Here is a 16,219-nt window from a genome sequence, read left to right as displayed (position 1 = left end):
TGAGGGAGGTGGCTATTTCCTTCCGTAGTGGTCTTCAAAGCGGACGATGTCGTCTTCGCCCAGGTATTCGCCGGTTTGCACTTCGATGAGGATCAGCGGAATTTTGCCGGGGTTTTCCAGGCGGTGTTTGCAGCCGGCGGGGATGAAGGTGGATTGGTTGGTGTGGATGAGGCGTTCGCTTTCGCTGTTGATGATGCGGGCTACGCCAGAGACTACGATCCAGTGTTCCGAGCGGTGGTGGTGCATCTGTAGGGAGAGGCTGGCGCCGGGTTTGACTTCGATGCGTTTGATTTTGAAGCGCGGGCCTTCTTCGAGCACGGTGTAGCTGCCCCAGGGGCGGATGACGGTGCGGTGGTAGCGGTAGGCGTCGTGACCGCGGTTTTTGAGGTGGGTGACGAGGTGTTTGACCGCCTGGGTGTGGTCTTGGTGAGCGACCAGGGTGGCGTCTGGGGTGTCGACGATGATGAGGTTTTCTACGCCCACCGCAGCGACCAGGTGGTGTTCGCTCTGGATGAAGGTGTTGCGGGTGTCGTAGAGGAGCGCTTCGCCCAGGGTGCGGTTGCCGTTTTCGTCCGGCGGTGCGAGTTGCGCGAGTGCGTTCCAGGAGCCGATGTCGTTCCAGCCCAGGTCGCAGGGGATCACCGCTAGGTTCTGGGCGTGTTCCATCACGGCGTAGTCGAGCGAGATATCCGGGAGTTGCGCGAAGGGGGCGCGCGGCAGTTCCACAGGGGTGGCGGTGGGGTCGGTTTGGGCCCAGATCGCTTCTGCGGCGGTGAGGAGTTCTGGCGCGTGGGTGTGGAGCGCGTTGAGGAGCGCTTCCGCGGTGAAGACAAAGATGCCCGCGTTCCAGTAATAGTTGCCGGCAGCGAGGTAGTGCGCTGCGCGGGCGGCGTCCGGTTTTTCGACGAAACGGGCGACGGCGTGGGCGTGTGGATGCCCAGGGAGCGGTTGGGCGGCTTCGATGTACCCGAAGCCGGTTTCCGGTGCAGTGGGGGTGACGCCGAAGGTGACGAGGTGGTTTTGGCGGGCGAGTTGCGCGGCGAGGGTGACGGTGTGGGTGAAGGCTTCGGAATTGGCGATGAGGTGGTCCGCCGGCATGAGGAGCAGGACGGTTTCCGGACCGTGATGGTGGCGGGCATAGAGTGCAGCGAGCGCAGCCGCCGGTGCGGTGTTACGGCCGATGGGTTCAAGGAGGAACGGGGTGTGGGGCGGGCCAGATCGGTGGGTGGGGCGAGCGGCAAGGGCTTCTTCGTATTCGTCTTTGGTTTGGAAGTAGAGGTCGCGGTTGGTGACGGTGAGGATGGTGGTGACCTCTGGCAGGGCAGCAGCGCGCAGCAAGGTTTTTTGCAGGAGGCTTTGTCCGTCCGGCAGCCGGATGAAGGGTTTGGGGCGTGTTTCACGAGAAACCGGCCACAGGCGCGTGCCGGCGCCACCGGAGAGGATGACGGGAAGGAGCAGGGATTCAGACATCGTTTTCCGCAAATCCGTGTGACAAATAAGTGGAACTGGGCGTCAATTGTACTGGTTTTGGGTGTGTTGTTGGTAGCAGGAGTAGTAGGCGCGGGCGATGGTGGCCTGGGCGTAGTGGGTGGTGGCTTTGGCGTAGGCTGCTTGCCCCAGCGCGGTTCGCTGCTCGAGGGGGAGGTGCCAGAGGGTGGTCATCGCGTGGGCGAGCGCCTGCGGGTCCTTGGGAGGGACGACGTAGCCGGTTTTGCCGTGTTCGACGATTTCGCTGGTGCCGGTGCCGAGTTCCGTGGTGATGGCCGGGCGACCATAGGCGGCGGCTTCGAGGAGCACCAGGCCAAAGGCTTCGCTGCGTTCGGTGGAGGGGAGGATGAGCGCGGTGCAGTTGGCGAGGAGCTGTTTTTTGGTGGCTTCGTCGACGGCGCCGTGCCAGGTGATGGGGGCACGGTATCGTTGGGCGAGTCGTTTGAGGTAGGGTTCGTCCGGGCCGCTACCGGCGATGTGGACGGGAAGTTGCGCCTTGGCTGCTGCGGCGATGAGGGTAGGAAGCCCTTTGTAGTAGCGCAGCCCGCCCAGGTAGAGGAAAAAGGTTGGGGTAGGCGGAGGCGGTGTGTAAGCAGGCGGGATGGGAGAGGGGAGCGGGATCACGGTGGTTTTGGAAAGGTAGCGGGCTAGCGTTGGGCTGCTGGCTTTGAGGTTGTGGCTGGTGGCCACGATGCGCGCAGCACGGCGAAAGAGCCAGGTGCGCAGCGGACGGTAGAGGTGTTCGAGCCACTTTTGTTTGACGATGTCGCTGTGGTAGGTGATGAGGATAGGGGGAAGTGGCGTGCGGGTGCGGAGGGTGTGGGCAAAAAGGAGGGCGTCCGCGAAGGGGTAGGGGTAGTGGAGGTGCAGCAGGTGGGCACGGGCGAGGTGTTGCGCAAGGTGCGGCAACGCGGTGAGGGCGATTGGGGTGGAGCGCAGCGCCAATTGTTGTGGGTGGCAGTGGGTGGTGAGGTGCGGGGTGGTGTGGGTAGCGGCGCAGTTGGGCGCCAGGGCAAAAAGGGTGTGGTGTACCGGAAGGTGGAGTTGGTGCTGAGCGTGGGCCAAGGTGTCGATGAAGACTTCGATGCCGCCGTGGGTGTGGTGGGTGGCGGTTTTGAAGAGGTGCAGGACGCGGAGCATGTAGAATTGCGGGTATGGAGACGATGTCCGTTGCCGGTTTAGTCAGTTGGTTGGTGGCGTTGGCGATTGTGCGCTGGCAGCATGCGCATGCGCATTTTACCAGCGATGATGCGAACGGGGTGCAGAAATTCCACGCGTGGCAGGCGGCGCGTATCGGCGGTGTCGCAGTGGCGGGGGGGCTGGCGGCGCTCTGTGGATGGCTGGCGTGGCGGTCGAGTGACGCGGTGGCCGCGGGGGTTACGCAGTTGCTTGTGGCGGGGGTTCCGGTGTTTGCGGCAGGGCTCGCTGAGGATGTGACGCGGCGGGTGGCGCCGCGCTGGCGGTTGATCGCCGCGTTGGTTTCTGCGGCGTTGGCGTGGTGGTGGGTGGGGGCGCAGGTGGTGCGGGCCGACGTGCCGGGTTTGGATGGGTGGTTGGCAGCGCCGTGGGTGTCGTTGCTCTTTACCGTGGTGGCGGTGGGCGCGGTGACCCATGCGTTCAATGTGATCGATGGGTTCAACGGGTTGGCGAGCATGAGTGCGGCGTTGATCTTGGCCGCGGTGGGGTATGTGGCGCTGCAGGTAGGGGATTGGTTGGTTCTGACAGTGGCGCTGGGCGGCATTGGGGCGTTACTGGGGTTCTGGTTTTGGAATTGGCCACGCGGGGTGATCTTTTTGGGGGATGGCGGGGCCTATTTGACCGGTTTTTGGGTGGCGGAAGCGGTGGTGCTGTTGGTGGTGCGTAACAATGCGGTGTCTCCGTGGTTTGCGGTGATGGTGCTGGCGTATCCGGTGACGGAGCTCCTTTTTTCGATCTGGCGGAAGTGGCGCCGGGGGCGGTCGCCGATGCAGCCCGATGGGGTACATCTGCATATGTTGATCTTTCGTCGTCTGGTGCGCTGGAGTACGGAAGGGGGAGAAGGGCCGGTGGGGGTGTGGTGGCGCAATGCGATGACTTCGCCCTATTTGTGGGCGCTGACGGTCTTTTCGCTGTTACCGGCGATGTTGTGGTGGCGGTCGACGCCCGTGTTGGTGGGGTGCGTGGTGGCGTTCGTGGTGGGGTATGGGTGGATGTACCGGGCGATTGTGCGTTTTCGGGGGCAGCGCTGGTTGCGGTTGAGGGGTTAGATTTTCCGCCGCCACGAAGTGCCGTTGGGGGTGTCTTCGAGGATGATGCCTGCTTCCAGGAGTTGTGCGCGAATGGCGTCGGCGCGGGCGAAGTCGCGCGCTTTGCGGGCGGCGGCCCGTTCCGCGATGAGCGCTTCGATGGTTTCCGGGGTGAGTGGTTGGGTCAGGGTGCCAGAAGCAGGGGCAGCGCCCGCAGTACCCGCAGCGCAGGTGCGGTCAGCACCCGCGGTGCCCGTGTCCGCGGTTGGCGGGGTGGTCGGGTTGGGGTGCGCCGGGACGTCGGGACTGGGTTCGCTTTGGCCAGATGCCGCTGTGTGGGGCGTGGCGATAGTAGGTTGGGCTGGGAGGCCCTGGCGCCAGGCTGGTAGGCCGGTGTAAAGGAGCCCGAGGAGTTCGGCGCTGGCCAGGAACGCGGCTTTGCGCTCCGGCGTGGGTTGGGCGCGCAGTTCTGCGGCGAGTTCGTGGAGCGCCGCAAGGGCTGCTGGGGTGTTGCAGTCGTTCGCCAGCGCGGCAACGACCGCTGGGTGGGCGCCAAGGCCGAGGAGTTGCGGGGCGGGGTTTGCAGCGGGGGCGCTTGAGGCGGTTTCTGCGGTCAAGGCGCTTGGGTGGTGGGCGTCCTGAGGCGAAAGGCCCGGGTAGGCGGGGTTGGGGCCTTGAGTGGCGTCCCACGGGGTGTGGGTGGGGCCGAATCGTTGGGTGAGTTGGGTGATGCGTGCTTCGGTAAGGCCAATAGCGCGACCCCACGCGGTGAGGTCGATCGCGGCGGGCGGGATTTCCGCGGTGCGCGCAAGCGTGGTGTAGAGGCGGTCGAGCGCGCGCGCGGCTTGCGCGAGCGCTTCGGGGGTGAAGTCGAGCGGTTTGCGGTAGTGGCCCGTAAGGAGCACGGCGCGGATCACTTCGCCCGGGTATTGGGCGAGGAGTTCGCGCACGGTGCGGAAGTTGCCGAGCGATTTGGACATTTTTTCGCCGGCGATGGTGAGGTAGCCGTTGTGCATCCAGTAGCGGGCGTATTCGCTGGTGCCGTGGGCGCAGCAGCCTTGCGCGATTTCGTTTTCGTGGTGGGGGAAGATGAGGTCTTGCCCGCCGCCGTGGATGTCGATGGGAAGCCCCAGGTGTTTGGCGATCATCGCGGTGCATTCGATGTGCCAGCCGGGGCGGCCGCGGCCCCACGGGGAGTCCCAGCCGGGGAGTTCGGGCGGGGAGGGTTTCCAGAGGACGAAGTCGGCCGGGTCTTTTTTGTACGGGGCGACGTCGACACGCGCGCCGGCGATCATTTCGTCGCGCTGGCGGTGGGAGAGGCAGCCGTAGGAGGGGTCCGAGGGGACGTGGAAGAGGACGTGCCCTTCGGCTTCGTAGGCGTGGCCGCGGGCGATCAGCCGCTCGATGAGCGCGATCATCTCCGGGATGTGGTCGGTGGCGAAGGGTTCGACGTCGGGCAGGAGCGCGCCGAGTTGAGCGATGTCTTCGTGAAACGCTTGGGCGTAGCGTTCGGCGAGTTGCCGGATGGGGATGCCTTCGGCTGCGGCGGCGGCGTTGATTTTGTCGTCGACGTCGGTGATGTTGCGCGCGTAGCGGACGGTGGGGTAGGCCAGGCGCAGGAGGCGCACGAAGGTGTCGAAGACGACGACGGGGCGGGCGTTGCCGATGTGGATGTAGTTGTAGACGGTGGGGCCGCAGACGTAGAGCGTGACGCGGTTGGGGTCGGCCGGGGTGAAAAGGCGGTCGCTGCGGGTTCGGGTGTCGTGAAGGGTGATCTGCATCGGCGTAACGGGCATGGGTGCGGGCAAAACGGTTTGCGGCGAAGAAACCGGGAGGCGCCAGCTCGAAAAAAGTGTGCGTGGCGGTTACCCGGCGCGCAGTTTTTCCATCCGTTCGTGGCGTTCTTGCGCTTCGATCGAGAGGGTGGCGGTGGGGCGCGCGAGGAGGCGTCTGAGGCCGATGGGTTCGCCGGTCTCTTCGCAGTAGCCGTAGGTGCCTTCGTCGATGCGTTTGAGCGCTTCGTCGATCTTTTTCATGAGTTTGCGTTCGCGGTCACGCACGCGCAGTTCGAGCGCCTGTTCTTCTTCGATGGTGGCGCGGTCGGTCCAATCCGGGGTGGCGACGTTCTCTTCCGCGAGGTGCTGCGTGGTTTGTTGCGCGTTTTCCATGAGTTTGCGCTTTTCTTCGAGGAGCAGCCAGCGGAAGAACGCGAGTTGCCGTTCGTTCATGTACTCCTCTTCGGGCATCGCAAGGAGTTCTTCGACGGTGGGTAAATCCGCAGGTTTGTTGCTGAGGTCCATGGGGTTCTCCTCTTCCCGTTTGGTTGGCGGGTAAGGTGGCGATTGTACCTTAGGTCGTTGCCAATGTGCGTGGGGTTACGGTTTTTTGGTACAGCGTGGCAGGGGAGAGTTCGAGGCCATTGGGCCAGCAAAGTGCTCCGGCATCGAGGAAAAAGCGCTGAAAATAGGTTTCGTCACGCAGCGGCTCCAACAGAGGGCCTTGTCGCTGCAGGAGTGCTTTACCGTCCAAGATGCCGTGCTGGCCATCAGAGAAGGTGAGGTCGATTTGGTAATTACCGCGATAGGTTGCGTGAATGATTTTAATCATCGAGGTCGGCTCCGGGGATGCGTTCCAAAGGTTCGAACCGTTGCGCCCGCGCCCAGTTGTCAAGGAGTGCATTCTGGTGTTTCAAACACCATTCTTTGACGATGGCGGCGGCTTTCTTGGGAAGCGTCCCTTCCAGAATTTGACCGCTGCGGATCTCGACCAGTGCTTCAAACCCTTGGTAAGAGACGTGGATATGCGGCGGTGGATGGTCGTCATGCCACATGCGGACGAGGATACCAAAGAAGGTCGCGATGATGGGCATACGAAATCTCGGTGTGAAACGGGTTTGAAACGGGTTCGATTGTACTGTTATTCGTCATCTTCGTGGCGCCCCAACTTCCGCGCGAAGACGTTGCGGCTGACGCCCAGAAGTTGCGCGGCGCGCTGTTTGTGGCCGTGGGTGTAGTCGAGCGCGGTGTGCAGGAGGCAGGTGTCGAACTGTTCGCGCAGTTGGGCGTAGAGCGGGGTGGCAGGCGGGGCGGTTTCGGCTTGGGCAAGGAGGGTGCGAAGGGTTGCGGCGAGGGCGGTTTGCCAGTCGGGTAGCGTTGGATGTGTGGTTGCGTTGGCTGAAGGGGGTGGTACGGCAGGCTCGCGGGAAGGCGAAGGGGGTTGGGTGGCGTCTGGGGGTGCCGCGTGGTGGGGGGCTGTTTGAAGTGGCGTTTGGGGTTGCGTTTTGGGTTGCGTTTCGCGCAGCGTTTTGAGTGGTGTTGCGGTCGCGGGGGAGAGGTGTCGAGCTGGGGACTCTAGCGAAAGGGGGGGTTCGGCGGGTTGCGGGGGGGATGGCCGGAACGTTTCGGGGAGGTCTTCGGGGGTGATCGTGGCGGCGGGCGCCATCACGGTGAGCCAGTGGCAGAGGTTTTCGAGTTCGCGGACGTTGCCGGGGAAGGGGTGGTGGGTGAGGCAGGCGATTGCGTCGGGGCTCAGGCGTTTGGGTTCGACGCCGAGTTGTTGCGCGGCGCGTTTGAGGAAGTGGTCGGCAAGGAGTGGGATGTCTTCTTGGCGTTCGCGCAGCGGCGGGAGGGTGAGGCGAATGACGTTGAGGCGGTGGTAGAGGTCTTCGCGAAAGGTGCCGTCGGCGACTTTCGCGGCCAGATTCTGGTGGGTAGCGGCGATGATGCGCACGTCGACCCGTTTGAGTTCGCGTCCGCCCAGGCGGTGGAATTCGCCAAGCGCCAGGACGCGCAGCAGCCGGGTTTGGAGTTCGAGCGGCATGTCGCCGATTTCGTCGAGGAAGAGGGTGCCGCGGTGGGCCTCTTCGAAGCGGCCGGGGCGGGCGGTGGTGGCGCCGGTGTAGGCCCCTTTTTCGACGCCGAAGAGTTCGGCTTCGAGGAGGTCGCGCGGGATCGCAGCGGTGTTGATCGCGACGAAAGGGCCTGGCGCGCGGGGGCTGTGGCGGTGCAGCGCTCGCGCGACCAGTTCTTTGCCGGTGCCGGTTTCGCCGATGATGAGAACAGTGGCGTGCGAGGTGGAGAGGCGGCCGATGGCGCGGTAGACGGCTTGCATGGCTGGGGATGCGCCGATCAGTTCAGGGGCATGCGGGGGTGGCGCTGTTGCCGCTTCCGCGGGTTGTCTGTCCATGGGCCGTTGCGCGGTTTGCCAGGCTCGGGTGATCAGGGCGACGGCGTCATTGACGTCGAAGGGTTTGGGGAGGTATTCGAACGCGCCGACCTGGAACGCTTGGACGGCGGCGTCGAGGTCGGAGTAGGCGGTCATGAGGATCGCGGTGAGGTTGGAGTGCTGCTCTTTGAGCGCGGCGACGAGGGAGAAGCCGTCGATGCCGGGCATGCGCACGTCGGTGACGAGGACCGCGGGGGGGTGGGTTTTCGCAGCGGCGAGCGCGGTTTGTGGGTCGGCGAAGAGGCGGTGCGGGAGGTGGGCCCGTTCGAGCGCTTTGCCGAGCACCCAGCGGATGGCGTCGTCGTCGTCGACGATCCAGATTTCCGGGGTGGTCATCGGTCACGCTCCCATTGGGGGTCGGGAATGGGGAGGAGGACGGTGAAGGTGGTGCCGCGCGCGTTGCTGGTGAAATGGATCGCGCCGCCGTGTTCGGTGGCGATTTCGTGGGCGATCGCAAGTCCAAGGCCGCTGCCGCCAGGACGGTTGCTCACGAGGGGGTAGAAGAGGTGGTCGCGCAGCGTTTCGGGGATGCCGGGGCCGTTGTCGGCGATGTCGATGCGGGCAGCGAGCCGCCACCGTTTTTTGCCCAGGGTGACTTGGCGGGCGACGCGGGTTTTGAGGGTGATCGTGCCGCGACCGTCGGTGGCTTGTGCGGCGTTTTTGAGGAGGTTGAGAAAGAGTTGGACGAACCGTTCGCTGTCGAGGAGTAGCGGTGGGATGCTGACGTCGTAGTCGCGGGTGATCGTAAGTTCGGGGTATTCGGCGGCGATGAGCCGACGGGCCTGTTCGAGGGGCTGGTGGAGGTCGGTCGGGTGGAGGTGGGGGTGCTGGTGGGTGGTGGTGAGGCGCGTGAGCAGGGTGTGGAGCCGGTCGGCTTCGCGGACGATCACTTCGGCGTATTCGGCGTGGGGGGTGTTGGCGAGCTCCAGGGCAAGGAGCTGCGCGGCTCCTTTGATGCCGCCCAGGGGGTTTTTGATTTCGTGCGCGATCGCGCGCGCCATCTCTTGCACGGCGTGTTGCAGCCGTTGCCGTTGTTCGGCTTCGGTGGTGAGGCGTTGGCGGTCGACGGCTTTGAGTTCGACGAGGAAACCGCCCGGTGGGTTGGGGCGGGGGCTGACGGTGAGGTCGGCGTGCCAGGGGTCGCCGTCGGGATGGGAGAGGAGGGTGTCGGTGGTGGTGTAGAACCAGCCCGAGCGGGCCGCGGCGTCGAGCGCTTGGGTGAGTCCGGGTGCGGTGCCCAGCATCGCGGTGACGGGTTGGCCGGCGAGTTGGTTGCGGCTGCGGTTGAGGAGGTGTTCGGCGGCGGCGTTGACGAAGGTGATGCGGGCGTGCGCGTCGAGAACGAGCACCGCAGTGGCCAGTTCGTCCAGGGTGGGGAGCATCCGGTCAGCGGAGGCGGTCGAGTTCACGGGTGATCGCTTCGAGGTTGCGGCGGTGGCGTTCGAGGCGTTGCCGCAGGGTGGCCTGCGCGTCGGCGGGGGCGGTGGCGAGTTCGGTTTCGAGGGTTGCGATCTGTTTCTGTTCGTTTTCGAGTTCGGTGCGGAGGATGCGGCGGCGCAGGTCGTCACGGGGGACGAGTTGCGCGGGTTCGCCGACGGGGCGGGATGTCGTTGGCGTGGTGTTTCCGGCGCGACGCGAGGGTCCCGGTTGGGCCTCGGGGAGGGTAAGGAGTTCGCACCGTTTACCGCGTGTGACGCGCATGTCGTTGGTGTAGAGGACTTCGCCATGGCCGGCGTCGCATTTCCAGAGCCGCGCCCATGCAGGCTGCGGCGCGAGGAGCGCCGCGGCGAGCGCGGCGCATCCCCAAAGTAGTGACGATGTGCTCAGAGTGTGTCGGGGTGCGATCACACGCTGTAGTAGAGCTCGAATTCGACCGGATGGGTGGTCATGCGCAGCCGCTGCACCTCTTCCATCTTGAGGTCGATGTAGGCGTCGATGAAGTCGTTGGAGAAGACGCCACCGCGGGTGAGGAATTCACGGTCTGCGTCGAGCGCTTCGAGCGCCTGGTCGAGGCTGTGGCAGACGGTGGGGATCTTCGCGTCTTCTTCCGGCGGCAGGTCGTAGAGGTTCTTGTCCGCCGGGTCGCCCGGGTGGATCTTGTTCTGCACGCCGTCGAGCCCGGCCATCAGGAGCGCCGCGAACGCCAGGTAGGGGTTCGCCGCCGGGTCGGGGAAGCGGGTTTCAATACGACGCGCTTTCGGGTTGGCGACGTAGGGGATGCGGATCGACGCCGAGCGGTTGCGCGCCGAGTAGGCGAGTTTGACCGGCGCTTCGAAGTGGGGCACCAACCGCTTGTAGGAGTTGGTGGCGGGGTTGGTGATCGCGTTCAGCGCCCGGGCGTGCTTGATGATGCCGCCGATGTAGTAGAGGGCGAATTCGGAAAGCCCGGCGTAGCCGTTGCCGGCGAAGAGGTTCTGCCCGTCTTTCCAGACCGACTGGTGGACGTGCATGCCGCTGCCGTTGTCGCCGACGATCGGTTTGGGCATGAAGGTGGCGGTTTTGCCGTATTGGTGTGCGGTGTTGTGGACGACGTATTTGAGGGTTTGCGTCCAGTCGGCACGGCGGGTGAGGGTGTTGAACTTGGTGCCGATTTCGCACTGCCCCGCGGTGGCCACTTCGTGGTGGAAGACTTCGACCGGAATGCCGATCGCTTCGAGGGTGAGCACCATCGCAGCGCGCAGGTCGTGGAGGCTGTCGACTGGCGGGACCGGGAAGTAGCCACCTTTGACGCGCGGGCGGTGTCCTTTGTTGCCGCCTTCGAATTTTTCCGCGGTTGCCCACGCCGCCTCTTCGGAGAAGATTTTGACGTAGCTGCCGGACATGTCTACGGACCATTCGACCGAGTCGAAGATGAAGAATTCGGGTTCGGGGCCGAAGTAGGCGGTGTCCCCGAGACCGGTCGATTTGAGGTAGGCTTCGGCGCGTTTCGCGATCGAGCGCGGGTCGCGGTCGTATCCTTTGCCGTCGGCGGGTTCGATCACGTCGCAGGTGAGGACCAGCGTGGTCTCTTCATAGAACGGGTCGATGTAGGCCGTGGCGGGATCCGGCAAGAGGAGCATGTCGGAGGCTTGGATCCCTTTCCAACCGGCGATCGACGAGCCGTCGAACGGTTGGCCGCGCTCGAAGATCTCTTCTTCGAATGCTGAAATGGGGAGCGTGGTGTGTTGTTCTTTGCCGCGAATGTCGGTGAAACGAAGGTCGACGAATTGAACGTCGTTTTCCGATACGAGGCGCATCACGTCTTCGGTGTTCATCGGGAATGCTCCTGAGTGGTGAAAAAGCGAGTAGCGATCTTATCAGCAAACTGCGTGCCATTTTAGGAAACGGTCGAATCACGGCGGTTGTGCACTCAAACGATGCGGTAATGCACATTTTTGGTGCATTGTTGCACGATTATGGTTCAAGGGCAAGGTACCAATGCACCGATTTGATGCATGGCATTTGCTGACGCAGGATAGCCGTGGCCTCGGCGCGCCGTTCCGGGTGTTCGACGAATGGGCGAAGGGCTTGGGGTACGGGTGCGGGAAGGAGGAGATCGAGTTCGCACCGCCCGCCGAGGTAGTGGATTTGCAGCCATTCGCTGGCGAACGCGGGAAAGCCCAGCGCGTGGCGCACCGCGGCGAGGAGTTCGGCTCGCTCCGGTACGGGGGCGTGCGCTGGGGCGTCCGGGGCTTGGTCCGGTTCGTGGTCGATGTGGATGGTGACGTCGCCGACCGTGAGCTCGTGTTCTTCGTGGAAACGGGTTTTGAGGCGCGAGATGACCTTTTCGGCAACGCGGTGTCCTTCGGAGACGGTGAGGCGCGGCGCGACTTGGACGTGCGCGTCGACGAGCGCCTGGTGCCCCATCCGCCGGGTGCGCAGTTCGTGGACGTCGACGACGCCCGGCGTGGCGCGAATCGTTTCGGCAATCGCGGAGACCTGCTCGGGTTCGAGCGCGGTGTCGACCAGTTCGGCGAGCGCACGATAGGCGAAACGCACGCCCATCGACGCGATGAGGAAACCGACGATCGCGGCGGCGATCGGTTCGAGCGCCGGGGCGCCGAGCAGGCTCGCGCCGATGCCGACGGCGACGACGAACGACGACGCGGCGTCCGAGCGGGCGTGCCATGCGGCCGCGACGAGCACGGGTGCGTTGAGTTTTTGGCCCCGGTGTTTGAGCCAATGGTAGAGTCCCTCTTTGCTGGCAAGGACAAGCAACGCGACGATGAGCGCGGGGTAGGTGACGGGTGGGAGCGGTTCGGTGGCTTGCAGGCGGTTGGCAGCGGCCCAGACGAAACCGCCGCCGACAGCGACGAGAACGATGCCTAGCGAGAGGCTGGCGAGCGTCTCCAGCCGGCCGTGACCGTAAGGGTGATCGGCGTCGGGCGGTGCGCCCGCGCGGCGACTTGCCCAGGCGATCAGCGCGTCGGTGGTGAGGTCGGCGAGGGTATGGAACGCGTCGGCAACCAAGCTGAAGGCGTTGGCCAGAAGCCCGACGACGATCTGTATGAGTGCCAGCGCGGCGTTCGTCGCCATCGCGGTGATGCTGGCGCGCGCGACCTGCTGGTTGCGAAGGTGCGTCTGGGTGGCGGAGGGTGTCGTACGCTTTTCTGGGGGCGAACGTTTTTCCCTTGGCGCGGTCTCTTTTTCGGGAGCAGGATTCGGGGGTATGATCGGGTGCGGCACGTCTGGAGGCATCGATGAGCGAACTGCATGACATTTTAGCAGCGGCGGGGCGGCGGCGTACGGAATTGGGGTTGCCCTACGCCGGGGCATTGACGCCGCCCGAGGCGTACGCCGTTTGGCGTGGGATTCCCGGCGCGGTACTCGTCGATTGCCGGACGCGCGCCGAATGGGATTGGGTGGGACGCGTGCCCGGCGCAGTGGAGATCGAGTGGGTGACCTACCCGGAGATGACGCTGAACCCCCATTTTTTGACCCAATTGCGCCGACAGGTCGACCCGGAGGCGGTGGTGCTCTTTTTGTGCCGCTCTGGGGCGCGGTCGCACCATGCGGCGAGCGCTGCGGCGGCGGCCGGGTATGCAAGCGCTTATAATATTTTGGAAGGTTTCGAAGGCGACAAAGATGCCGAAGGCCACCGCGGCACCGTGGGTGGGTGGAAATTCCACGGGCTGCCCTGGCTTTCGCCGTAAGCAGTGAGGATTTTGCGATGAGTGCATTCGATCAGGCGCTGGCCGAGGTTGCTGAGCCGCAAAAGAGCGCGGGTGAAGCGATTCCGTTTGCGGAATTCGCCGGATTGAGCGACGAGGCGTGTCAGGAGCGGATCGTCGCGGCCCGCACGAAGCTGGGAAGTGAGGCTGTGATCCTTTGTCACCACTACCAGCGGGCCGATGTTTATCGGCACGCCGACCTCACCGGCGATTCGTTGAAATTGGCGCGTCTGGCAGCGCAGACCGATGCGCGGTATATCGTCTTTTGTGGCGTCCATTTCATGGCCGAAGTGGCCGATATTTTGAGTAAGCCCCAGCAGGTGGCGATTCTGCCCGACCTTTCTGCCGGTTGCTCGATGGCCGATATGGCCGACCTGCCCAAGGTGACCCGCGCGTGGCGCGAATTGGGCGAGGTGTTGGGCGACGACCCGGAACAGACCTACACACCGGTGACCTATATCAATTCCGCGGCCGACCTGAAGGCGTTTTGTGGGCAACATGGCGGGATCGTGTGCACCTCGACCAACGCGCCGCAGATCGTCGATTGGGCGCTCAAGGAGCGGCCGAAGCTCCTCTTCTTCCCGGATCAGCATCTGGGGCGATGGACGGGTTATAAGCGCGGGATTGCGCTCGAGAAGATGAAGGTGTGGGATCCCGATCTGCCCTATGGGGGGCTGACCCCAGAGGCGATTCGCGATGCCGAGATTCTGCTGTGGAAAGGACACTGTTCGGTGCATCAGATGTTTACGCCGCAGCAGATCGACCGCTGGAAAGCGAAGTACCCCGATGGCTTCGTGATTGCGCACCCGGAGTGTTCGCTCGAGGTCTGCTTGAAGTCCGACTATGTCGGGAGCACCGAATTCATTCAGAAGACGATCCGCGAAGCACCGCGGGGCACGAAGTGGCTGGTGGGGACCGAGCTCAACCTGGTGAGCCGCCTGGCCGAGGAGATGGCGGCTGAAGAGAAGGTGGTCCATTTCATGGGCGGGGTGGTGTGCATGTGTTCGACGATGCAGCGCATCGACCCGCAGCATCTGGCGTGGACGTTGGCGAATCTGGCCAACGGGGTCGTGGTGAACCGCATCCAGGTACCGGAGTCCGTGGCGCACTGGGCACGGGTGGCGCTGGATCGGATGCTGGCGGTCGGTTGAGGTTGCCGAACGCGGTGACGCCACCAACCGTTTCGGTTCTGACCTACAACATCCACAAGGGGTGGGCGCCGTGGCGCACGCGGGTGACGATTGCGGCGATGCGCGAGGCGTTGCGCGCCGTGGCACCCGACTTCGTGTTGTTGCAGGAGGTGCGCGGGGCGCTCTTCGATCCCGAGCGGGCTGCGCGCGAGCACGTGCCGCAACACCGCTATTTGGCGGAAGGGGCGTGGCCGTATGTGGCGTACGGGGCAAACCGCTTCACCGTGGCGGGGCACCATGGCAATGCGGTGCTTTCGCGTTTTCCGATCGTGGCGCAGCGTAACCACGATCTCTCGGCTGCGCCGCGGTGGGAGTCGCGTGGGGCGCTCGAAGTGGTGGTGGCAATGGGCGCGCAGCGCGTGCATCTCTTTTCCCTTCACTTGGGGTTGCGACACCGTTGGCGCAAATGGCAGTTGGCGCGGCTGCGCGAGCTGGTGGCCGCTGTGCCGGAGGGGCGGCCGGTGATCGTCGGTGGCGATTTCAACGATTGGGAGCGTGCCGCGTGCTTGCGTTTCGCGGCGCCGTTGGGGTTGCAGCGGGTGGATGCGGGGTTGAAGCGGCCGTTACGCACCTATCCGGCGCGTGGGTGGCGGTTTGGCCGCCTCGACCGGCTTTATGTGCGTGGGTTCGCCGTACTCGATGCGCAGGTGTTGCGACGCGCGCCGTGGTCGCGGCTCTCCGACCATCTGCCGCTGTTGGCGCGGCTGGCGTGGGTGACGTAGGCGGTTGGTTGTGACGATCGCGCCGTTTCGTTCCGGGCACCAGGTAACGCTGCTGGAAAATGGGGCGGCGTTCTTCCCGGCGCTCATCGCGGCGATCGACCGCGCGCAGGTCGAGTTCTGGCTGGAAACCTATATTTTCGAGGTCGACGAGGTCGGTTCCGCAGTGATCGCGGCGCTGGTGCGCGCGGCGCAGCGCGGGGTGATGGTGCGCCTTCTGGTCGACGGTTTTGGCAGTCTCGAATTCGTTCGTGACCATGCCGAGCGCTTGCGTGCTGCGGGCGTGGCGGTGCAGGTCTATCGGCCACTGGCGTCTGGCGGGCGGTGGTGGCGTCCGAACCGGATGCGGCGTTTGCACCGCAAATTGGCGTGTCGCGACGGGGTGGAGGCGTTCGTTGGCGGGATCAATATCGTTTCAGATTTTCGACGGCAACCTGAGCCAAACCCCCGCTATCCGCGTTGGGATTTCGCCGTGCGGTTGGTAGGGCCAGTGGCTGCGGAGGTGCGCGCTGCGATGGCGCGGTTGTGGCGGCTGGTGGCGTGGGCGTCGCGGCGGGGGCGGGTGGTGGTGCCGCGCGATCCGCCGTTTGCGTTAGCTCAAGCGGGGCCGCATCGCGCGGCGTTGGTGTTGCGCGATTCGTTTCGCCACCGGCATGCGATCGAGCAGAGCTATCTCAACGCGTTGGCGACCGCGCAGCAGGAGGTGTGGATCGTCTGTGCCTACTTTTTCCCAGGGCGGCGCTTTCGCCGTGCGCTGGAGGCGTGCGCGCAACGGGGGGTGCGGGTGCGTTTGGTGTTGCAAGGTCTTTCGGATCATCCCATCCTGCACTACGCCACCCGGTCGCTCTATCCGTGGTTGCTGGAAAATGGGATCGCGCTTTACGAATACACCCGCGCGATGATGCACGCGAAGGTGGCGGTGGTCGATGACCGGTACGCGACGGTGGGGTCGAGCAATATCGATCCGTTCAGCCTGTTTCTGGCGCGCGAGGCGAACGCGTGGGTGGACGATCCGGCGTTGGCTGAGGAGCTGCGGCAGCGCATCACGCAGGCGGTGGCGGAAGGGGCCGAGGCGCTGACGCTGGAGCGGGTGCGGCGGCTGCCGTGGTATCAGCGGATGGCGAGCTGGGTGGTGCTCTGGGGGGTGCGGCTGGCGATCGGCTGGGCGGGCATTCGTCGCGAGATGGAGGGGTGATTGGGTTACAATCGTTGCGTCTCGTCGC

At 64.7% G+C, this 16,219-nt stretch carries 16 protein-coding genes and 1 pseudogene; 5 read left to right on the top strand and 12 right to left on the bottom strand.

Translation table 11 applies throughout. From position 1 onward, the window contains the following. Positions 1-12: 12 nt before the first annotated feature. Both ACYQ4Z_RS09110 and ACYQ4Z_RS09105 read right to left on the bottom strand, forming a co-directional pair. On the bottom strand, positions 13-1,470 hold the full coding sequence (locus ACYQ4Z_RS09110; RefSeq protein ID WP_459860792.1) for a mannose-1-phosphate guanylyltransferase/mannose-6-phosphate isomerase: 1,458 nt from the start codon (positions 1,468-1,470) through the stop codon (positions 13-15). A gap of 42 nt (positions 1,471-1,512) precedes the next feature. After that, positions 1,513-2,628: a glycosyltransferase gene (locus ACYQ4Z_RS09105; RefSeq protein WP_459860791.1), complete on the bottom strand. Its 1,116-nt coding sequence runs from the start codon at positions 2,626-2,628 to the stop codon at positions 1,513-1,515. A 23-nt stretch (positions 2,629-2,651) separates the two neighbouring features. Between ACYQ4Z_RS09105 and ACYQ4Z_RS09100 the strand changes: the two genes are divergently transcribed. After that, on the top strand, positions 2,652-3,734 hold the full coding sequence (locus ACYQ4Z_RS09100; RefSeq protein WP_459860789.1) for an MraY family glycosyltransferase: 1,083 nt from the start codon (positions 2,652-2,654) through the stop codon (positions 3,732-3,734). On the opposite strand, the gene ACYQ4Z_RS09095 is transcribed toward ACYQ4Z_RS09100, so the two are convergent. The 10 genes and pseudogenes from ACYQ4Z_RS09095 to ACYQ4Z_RS09050 form a co-directional block, all read right to left on the bottom strand. Then, complete coding sequence (locus ACYQ4Z_RS09095) at positions 3,731-4,330, bottom strand: CysS/YqeB C-terminal domain-containing protein (protein ID WP_459861010.1); 600 nt, start codon at positions 4,328-4,330, stop codon at positions 3,731-3,733. The genes ACYQ4Z_RS09100 and ACYQ4Z_RS09095 overlap by 4 nt on opposite strands. Before the next feature lie 174 nt (positions 4,331-4,504). Further along, positions 4,505-5,494: pseudogene (cysS, locus tag ACYQ4Z_RS09090) on the bottom strand (cysteine--tRNA ligase); the annotation flags it as partial. 84 nt (positions 5,495-5,578) lie between these two features. Then, positions 5,579-6,013 carry an RNA polymerase-binding protein DksA gene (gene dksA, locus ACYQ4Z_RS09085; protein WP_119335888.1) on the bottom strand — a complete coding sequence of 145 codons (435 nt, stop codon included), beginning with the start codon at positions 6,011-6,013 and terminating at the stop codon, positions 5,579-5,581. A 49-nt stretch (positions 6,014-6,062) separates the two neighbouring features. Further along, a complete protein-coding gene (locus ACYQ4Z_RS09080; protein WP_119335887.1) occupies positions 6,063-6,320 on the bottom strand; it encodes a DUF2442 domain-containing protein in 258 nt (85 codons plus the stop codon). Beyond that, positions 6,313-6,582, bottom strand: coding sequence for a DUF4160 domain-containing protein (locus ACYQ4Z_RS09075; RefSeq protein ID WP_119335886.1), 270 nt, complete (start codon positions 6,580-6,582; stop codon positions 6,313-6,315). Before ACYQ4Z_RS09075 ends, ACYQ4Z_RS09080 begins: the two co-directional genes overlap by 8 nt. A gap of 47 nt (positions 6,583-6,629) precedes the next feature. Continuing rightward, on the bottom strand, positions 6,630-8,273 hold the full coding sequence (gene ntrC / locus ACYQ4Z_RS09070; protein WP_459860787.1) for a nitrogen regulation protein NR(I): 1,644 nt from the start codon (positions 8,271-8,273) through the stop codon (positions 6,630-6,632). After that, positions 8,270-9,346 (bottom strand): nitrogen regulation protein NR(II), encoded by a 1,077-nt coding sequence (gene glnL / locus ACYQ4Z_RS09065; protein ID WP_170141345.1) that lies wholly within the window; start codon positions 9,344-9,346, stop codon positions 8,270-8,272. Before glnL ends, ntrC begins: the two co-directional genes overlap by 4 nt. Further along, positions 9,324-9,785 carry a hypothetical protein gene (locus ACYQ4Z_RS09060; protein WP_219971935.1) on the bottom strand — a complete coding sequence of 154 codons (462 nt, stop codon included), beginning with the start codon at positions 9,783-9,785 and terminating at the stop codon, positions 9,324-9,326. Before ACYQ4Z_RS09060 ends, glnL begins: the two co-directional genes overlap by 23 nt. Further along, the gene (gene glnA, locus ACYQ4Z_RS09055) at positions 9,782-11,191 is read right to left on the bottom strand and encodes a type I glutamate--ammonia ligase (protein WP_285615586.1); all 1,410 of its coding nucleotides are present in this window, start codon (positions 11,189-11,191) and stop codon (positions 9,782-9,784) included. Before glnA ends, ACYQ4Z_RS09060 begins: the two co-directional genes overlap by 4 nt. Before the next feature lie 139 nt (positions 11,192-11,330). Beyond that, the gene (locus ACYQ4Z_RS09050; RefSeq protein ID WP_459860784.1) at positions 11,331-12,452 is read right to left on the bottom strand and encodes a cation diffusion facilitator family transporter; all 1,122 of its coding nucleotides are present in this window, start codon (positions 12,450-12,452) and stop codon (positions 11,331-11,333) included. 164 nt (positions 12,453-12,616) lie between these two features. Here ACYQ4Z_RS09050 and ACYQ4Z_RS09045 point away from each other — a divergent pair, with 164 nt between their 5' ends. The 4 genes from ACYQ4Z_RS09045 to clsB are packed head-to-tail and all read left to right on the top strand — an operon-like array spanning position 12,617 to position 16,191. Then, the gene (locus ACYQ4Z_RS09045) at positions 12,617-13,069 is read left to right on the top strand and encodes a rhodanese-like domain-containing protein (RefSeq protein ID WP_119336185.1); all 453 of its coding nucleotides are present in this window, start codon (positions 12,617-12,619) and stop codon (positions 13,067-13,069) included. 17 nt (positions 13,070-13,086) lie between these two features. Next, positions 13,087-14,238, top strand: a complete 1,152-nt coding sequence (gene nadA, locus ACYQ4Z_RS09040) for a quinolinate synthase NadA (RefSeq protein WP_119335881.1) — start codon at positions 13,087-13,089, stop codon at positions 14,236-14,238. Between the two features lie 14 nt (positions 14,239-14,252). Next, positions 14,253-14,999 (top strand): endonuclease/exonuclease/phosphatase family protein, encoded by a 747-nt coding sequence (locus ACYQ4Z_RS09035; protein WP_459860782.1) that lies wholly within the window; start codon positions 14,253-14,255, stop codon positions 14,997-14,999. A gap of 10 nt (positions 15,000-15,009) precedes the next feature. Next, positions 15,010-16,191 carry a cardiolipin synthase ClsB gene (clsB, locus tag ACYQ4Z_RS09030; protein ID WP_459860780.1) on the top strand — a complete coding sequence of 394 codons (1,182 nt, stop codon included), beginning with the start codon at positions 15,010-15,012 and terminating at the stop codon, positions 16,189-16,191. The last annotated feature ends 28 nt before the right edge of the window (positions 16,192-16,219 follow it).

This window comes from Hydrogenophilus hirschii, assembly GCF_054656675.1.
Note: the sequence above shows the minus strand (reverse complement) of the source record. Positions and strands in the feature narration are given on the sequence as shown.

Coding starts and splice junctions, on each gene's coding strand:
- ACYQ4Z_RS09045 (WP_119336185.1), top strand. CDS start 12,617: ATGAGCGAACTGCATGACATTTTAGCAGCGGCGGGGCGGCGGCGTACG.
- ACYQ4Z_RS09080 (WP_119335887.1), bottom strand. CDS start 6,320: ATGATTAAAATCATTCACGCAACCTATCGCGGTAATTACCAAATCGAC.
- ACYQ4Z_RS09105 (WP_459860791.1), bottom strand. CDS start 2,628: ATGCTCCGCGTCCTGCACCTCTTCAAAACCGCCACCCACCACACCCAC.
- ntrC (WP_459860787.1), bottom strand. CDS start 8,273: ATGACCACCCCGGAAATCTGGATCGTCGACGACGACGACGCCATCCGC.
- glnA (WP_285615586.1), bottom strand. CDS start 11,191: ATGAACACCGAAGACGTGATGCGCCTCGTATCGGAAAACGACGTTCAA.
- ACYQ4Z_RS09100 (WP_459860789.1), top strand. CDS start 2,652: ATGTCCGTTGCCGGTTTAGTCAGTTGGTTGGTGGCGTTGGCGATTGTG.
- nadA (WP_119335881.1), top strand. CDS start 13,087: ATGAGTGCATTCGATCAGGCGCTGGCCGAGGTTGCTGAGCCGCAAAAG.
- ACYQ4Z_RS09110 (WP_459860792.1), bottom strand. CDS start 1,470: ATGTCTGAATCCCTGCTCCTTCCCGTCATCCTCTCCGGTGGCGCCGGC.
- ACYQ4Z_RS09075 (WP_119335886.1), bottom strand. CDS start 6,582: ATGCCCATCATCGCGACCTTCTTTGGTATCCTCGTCCGCATGTGGCAT.
- dksA (WP_119335888.1), bottom strand. CDS start 6,013: ATGGACCTCAGCAACAAACCTGCGGATTTACCCACCGTCGAAGAACTC.
- ACYQ4Z_RS09050 (WP_459860784.1), bottom strand. CDS start 12,452: ATGGCGACGAACGCCGCGCTGGCACTCATACAGATCGTCGTCGGGCTT.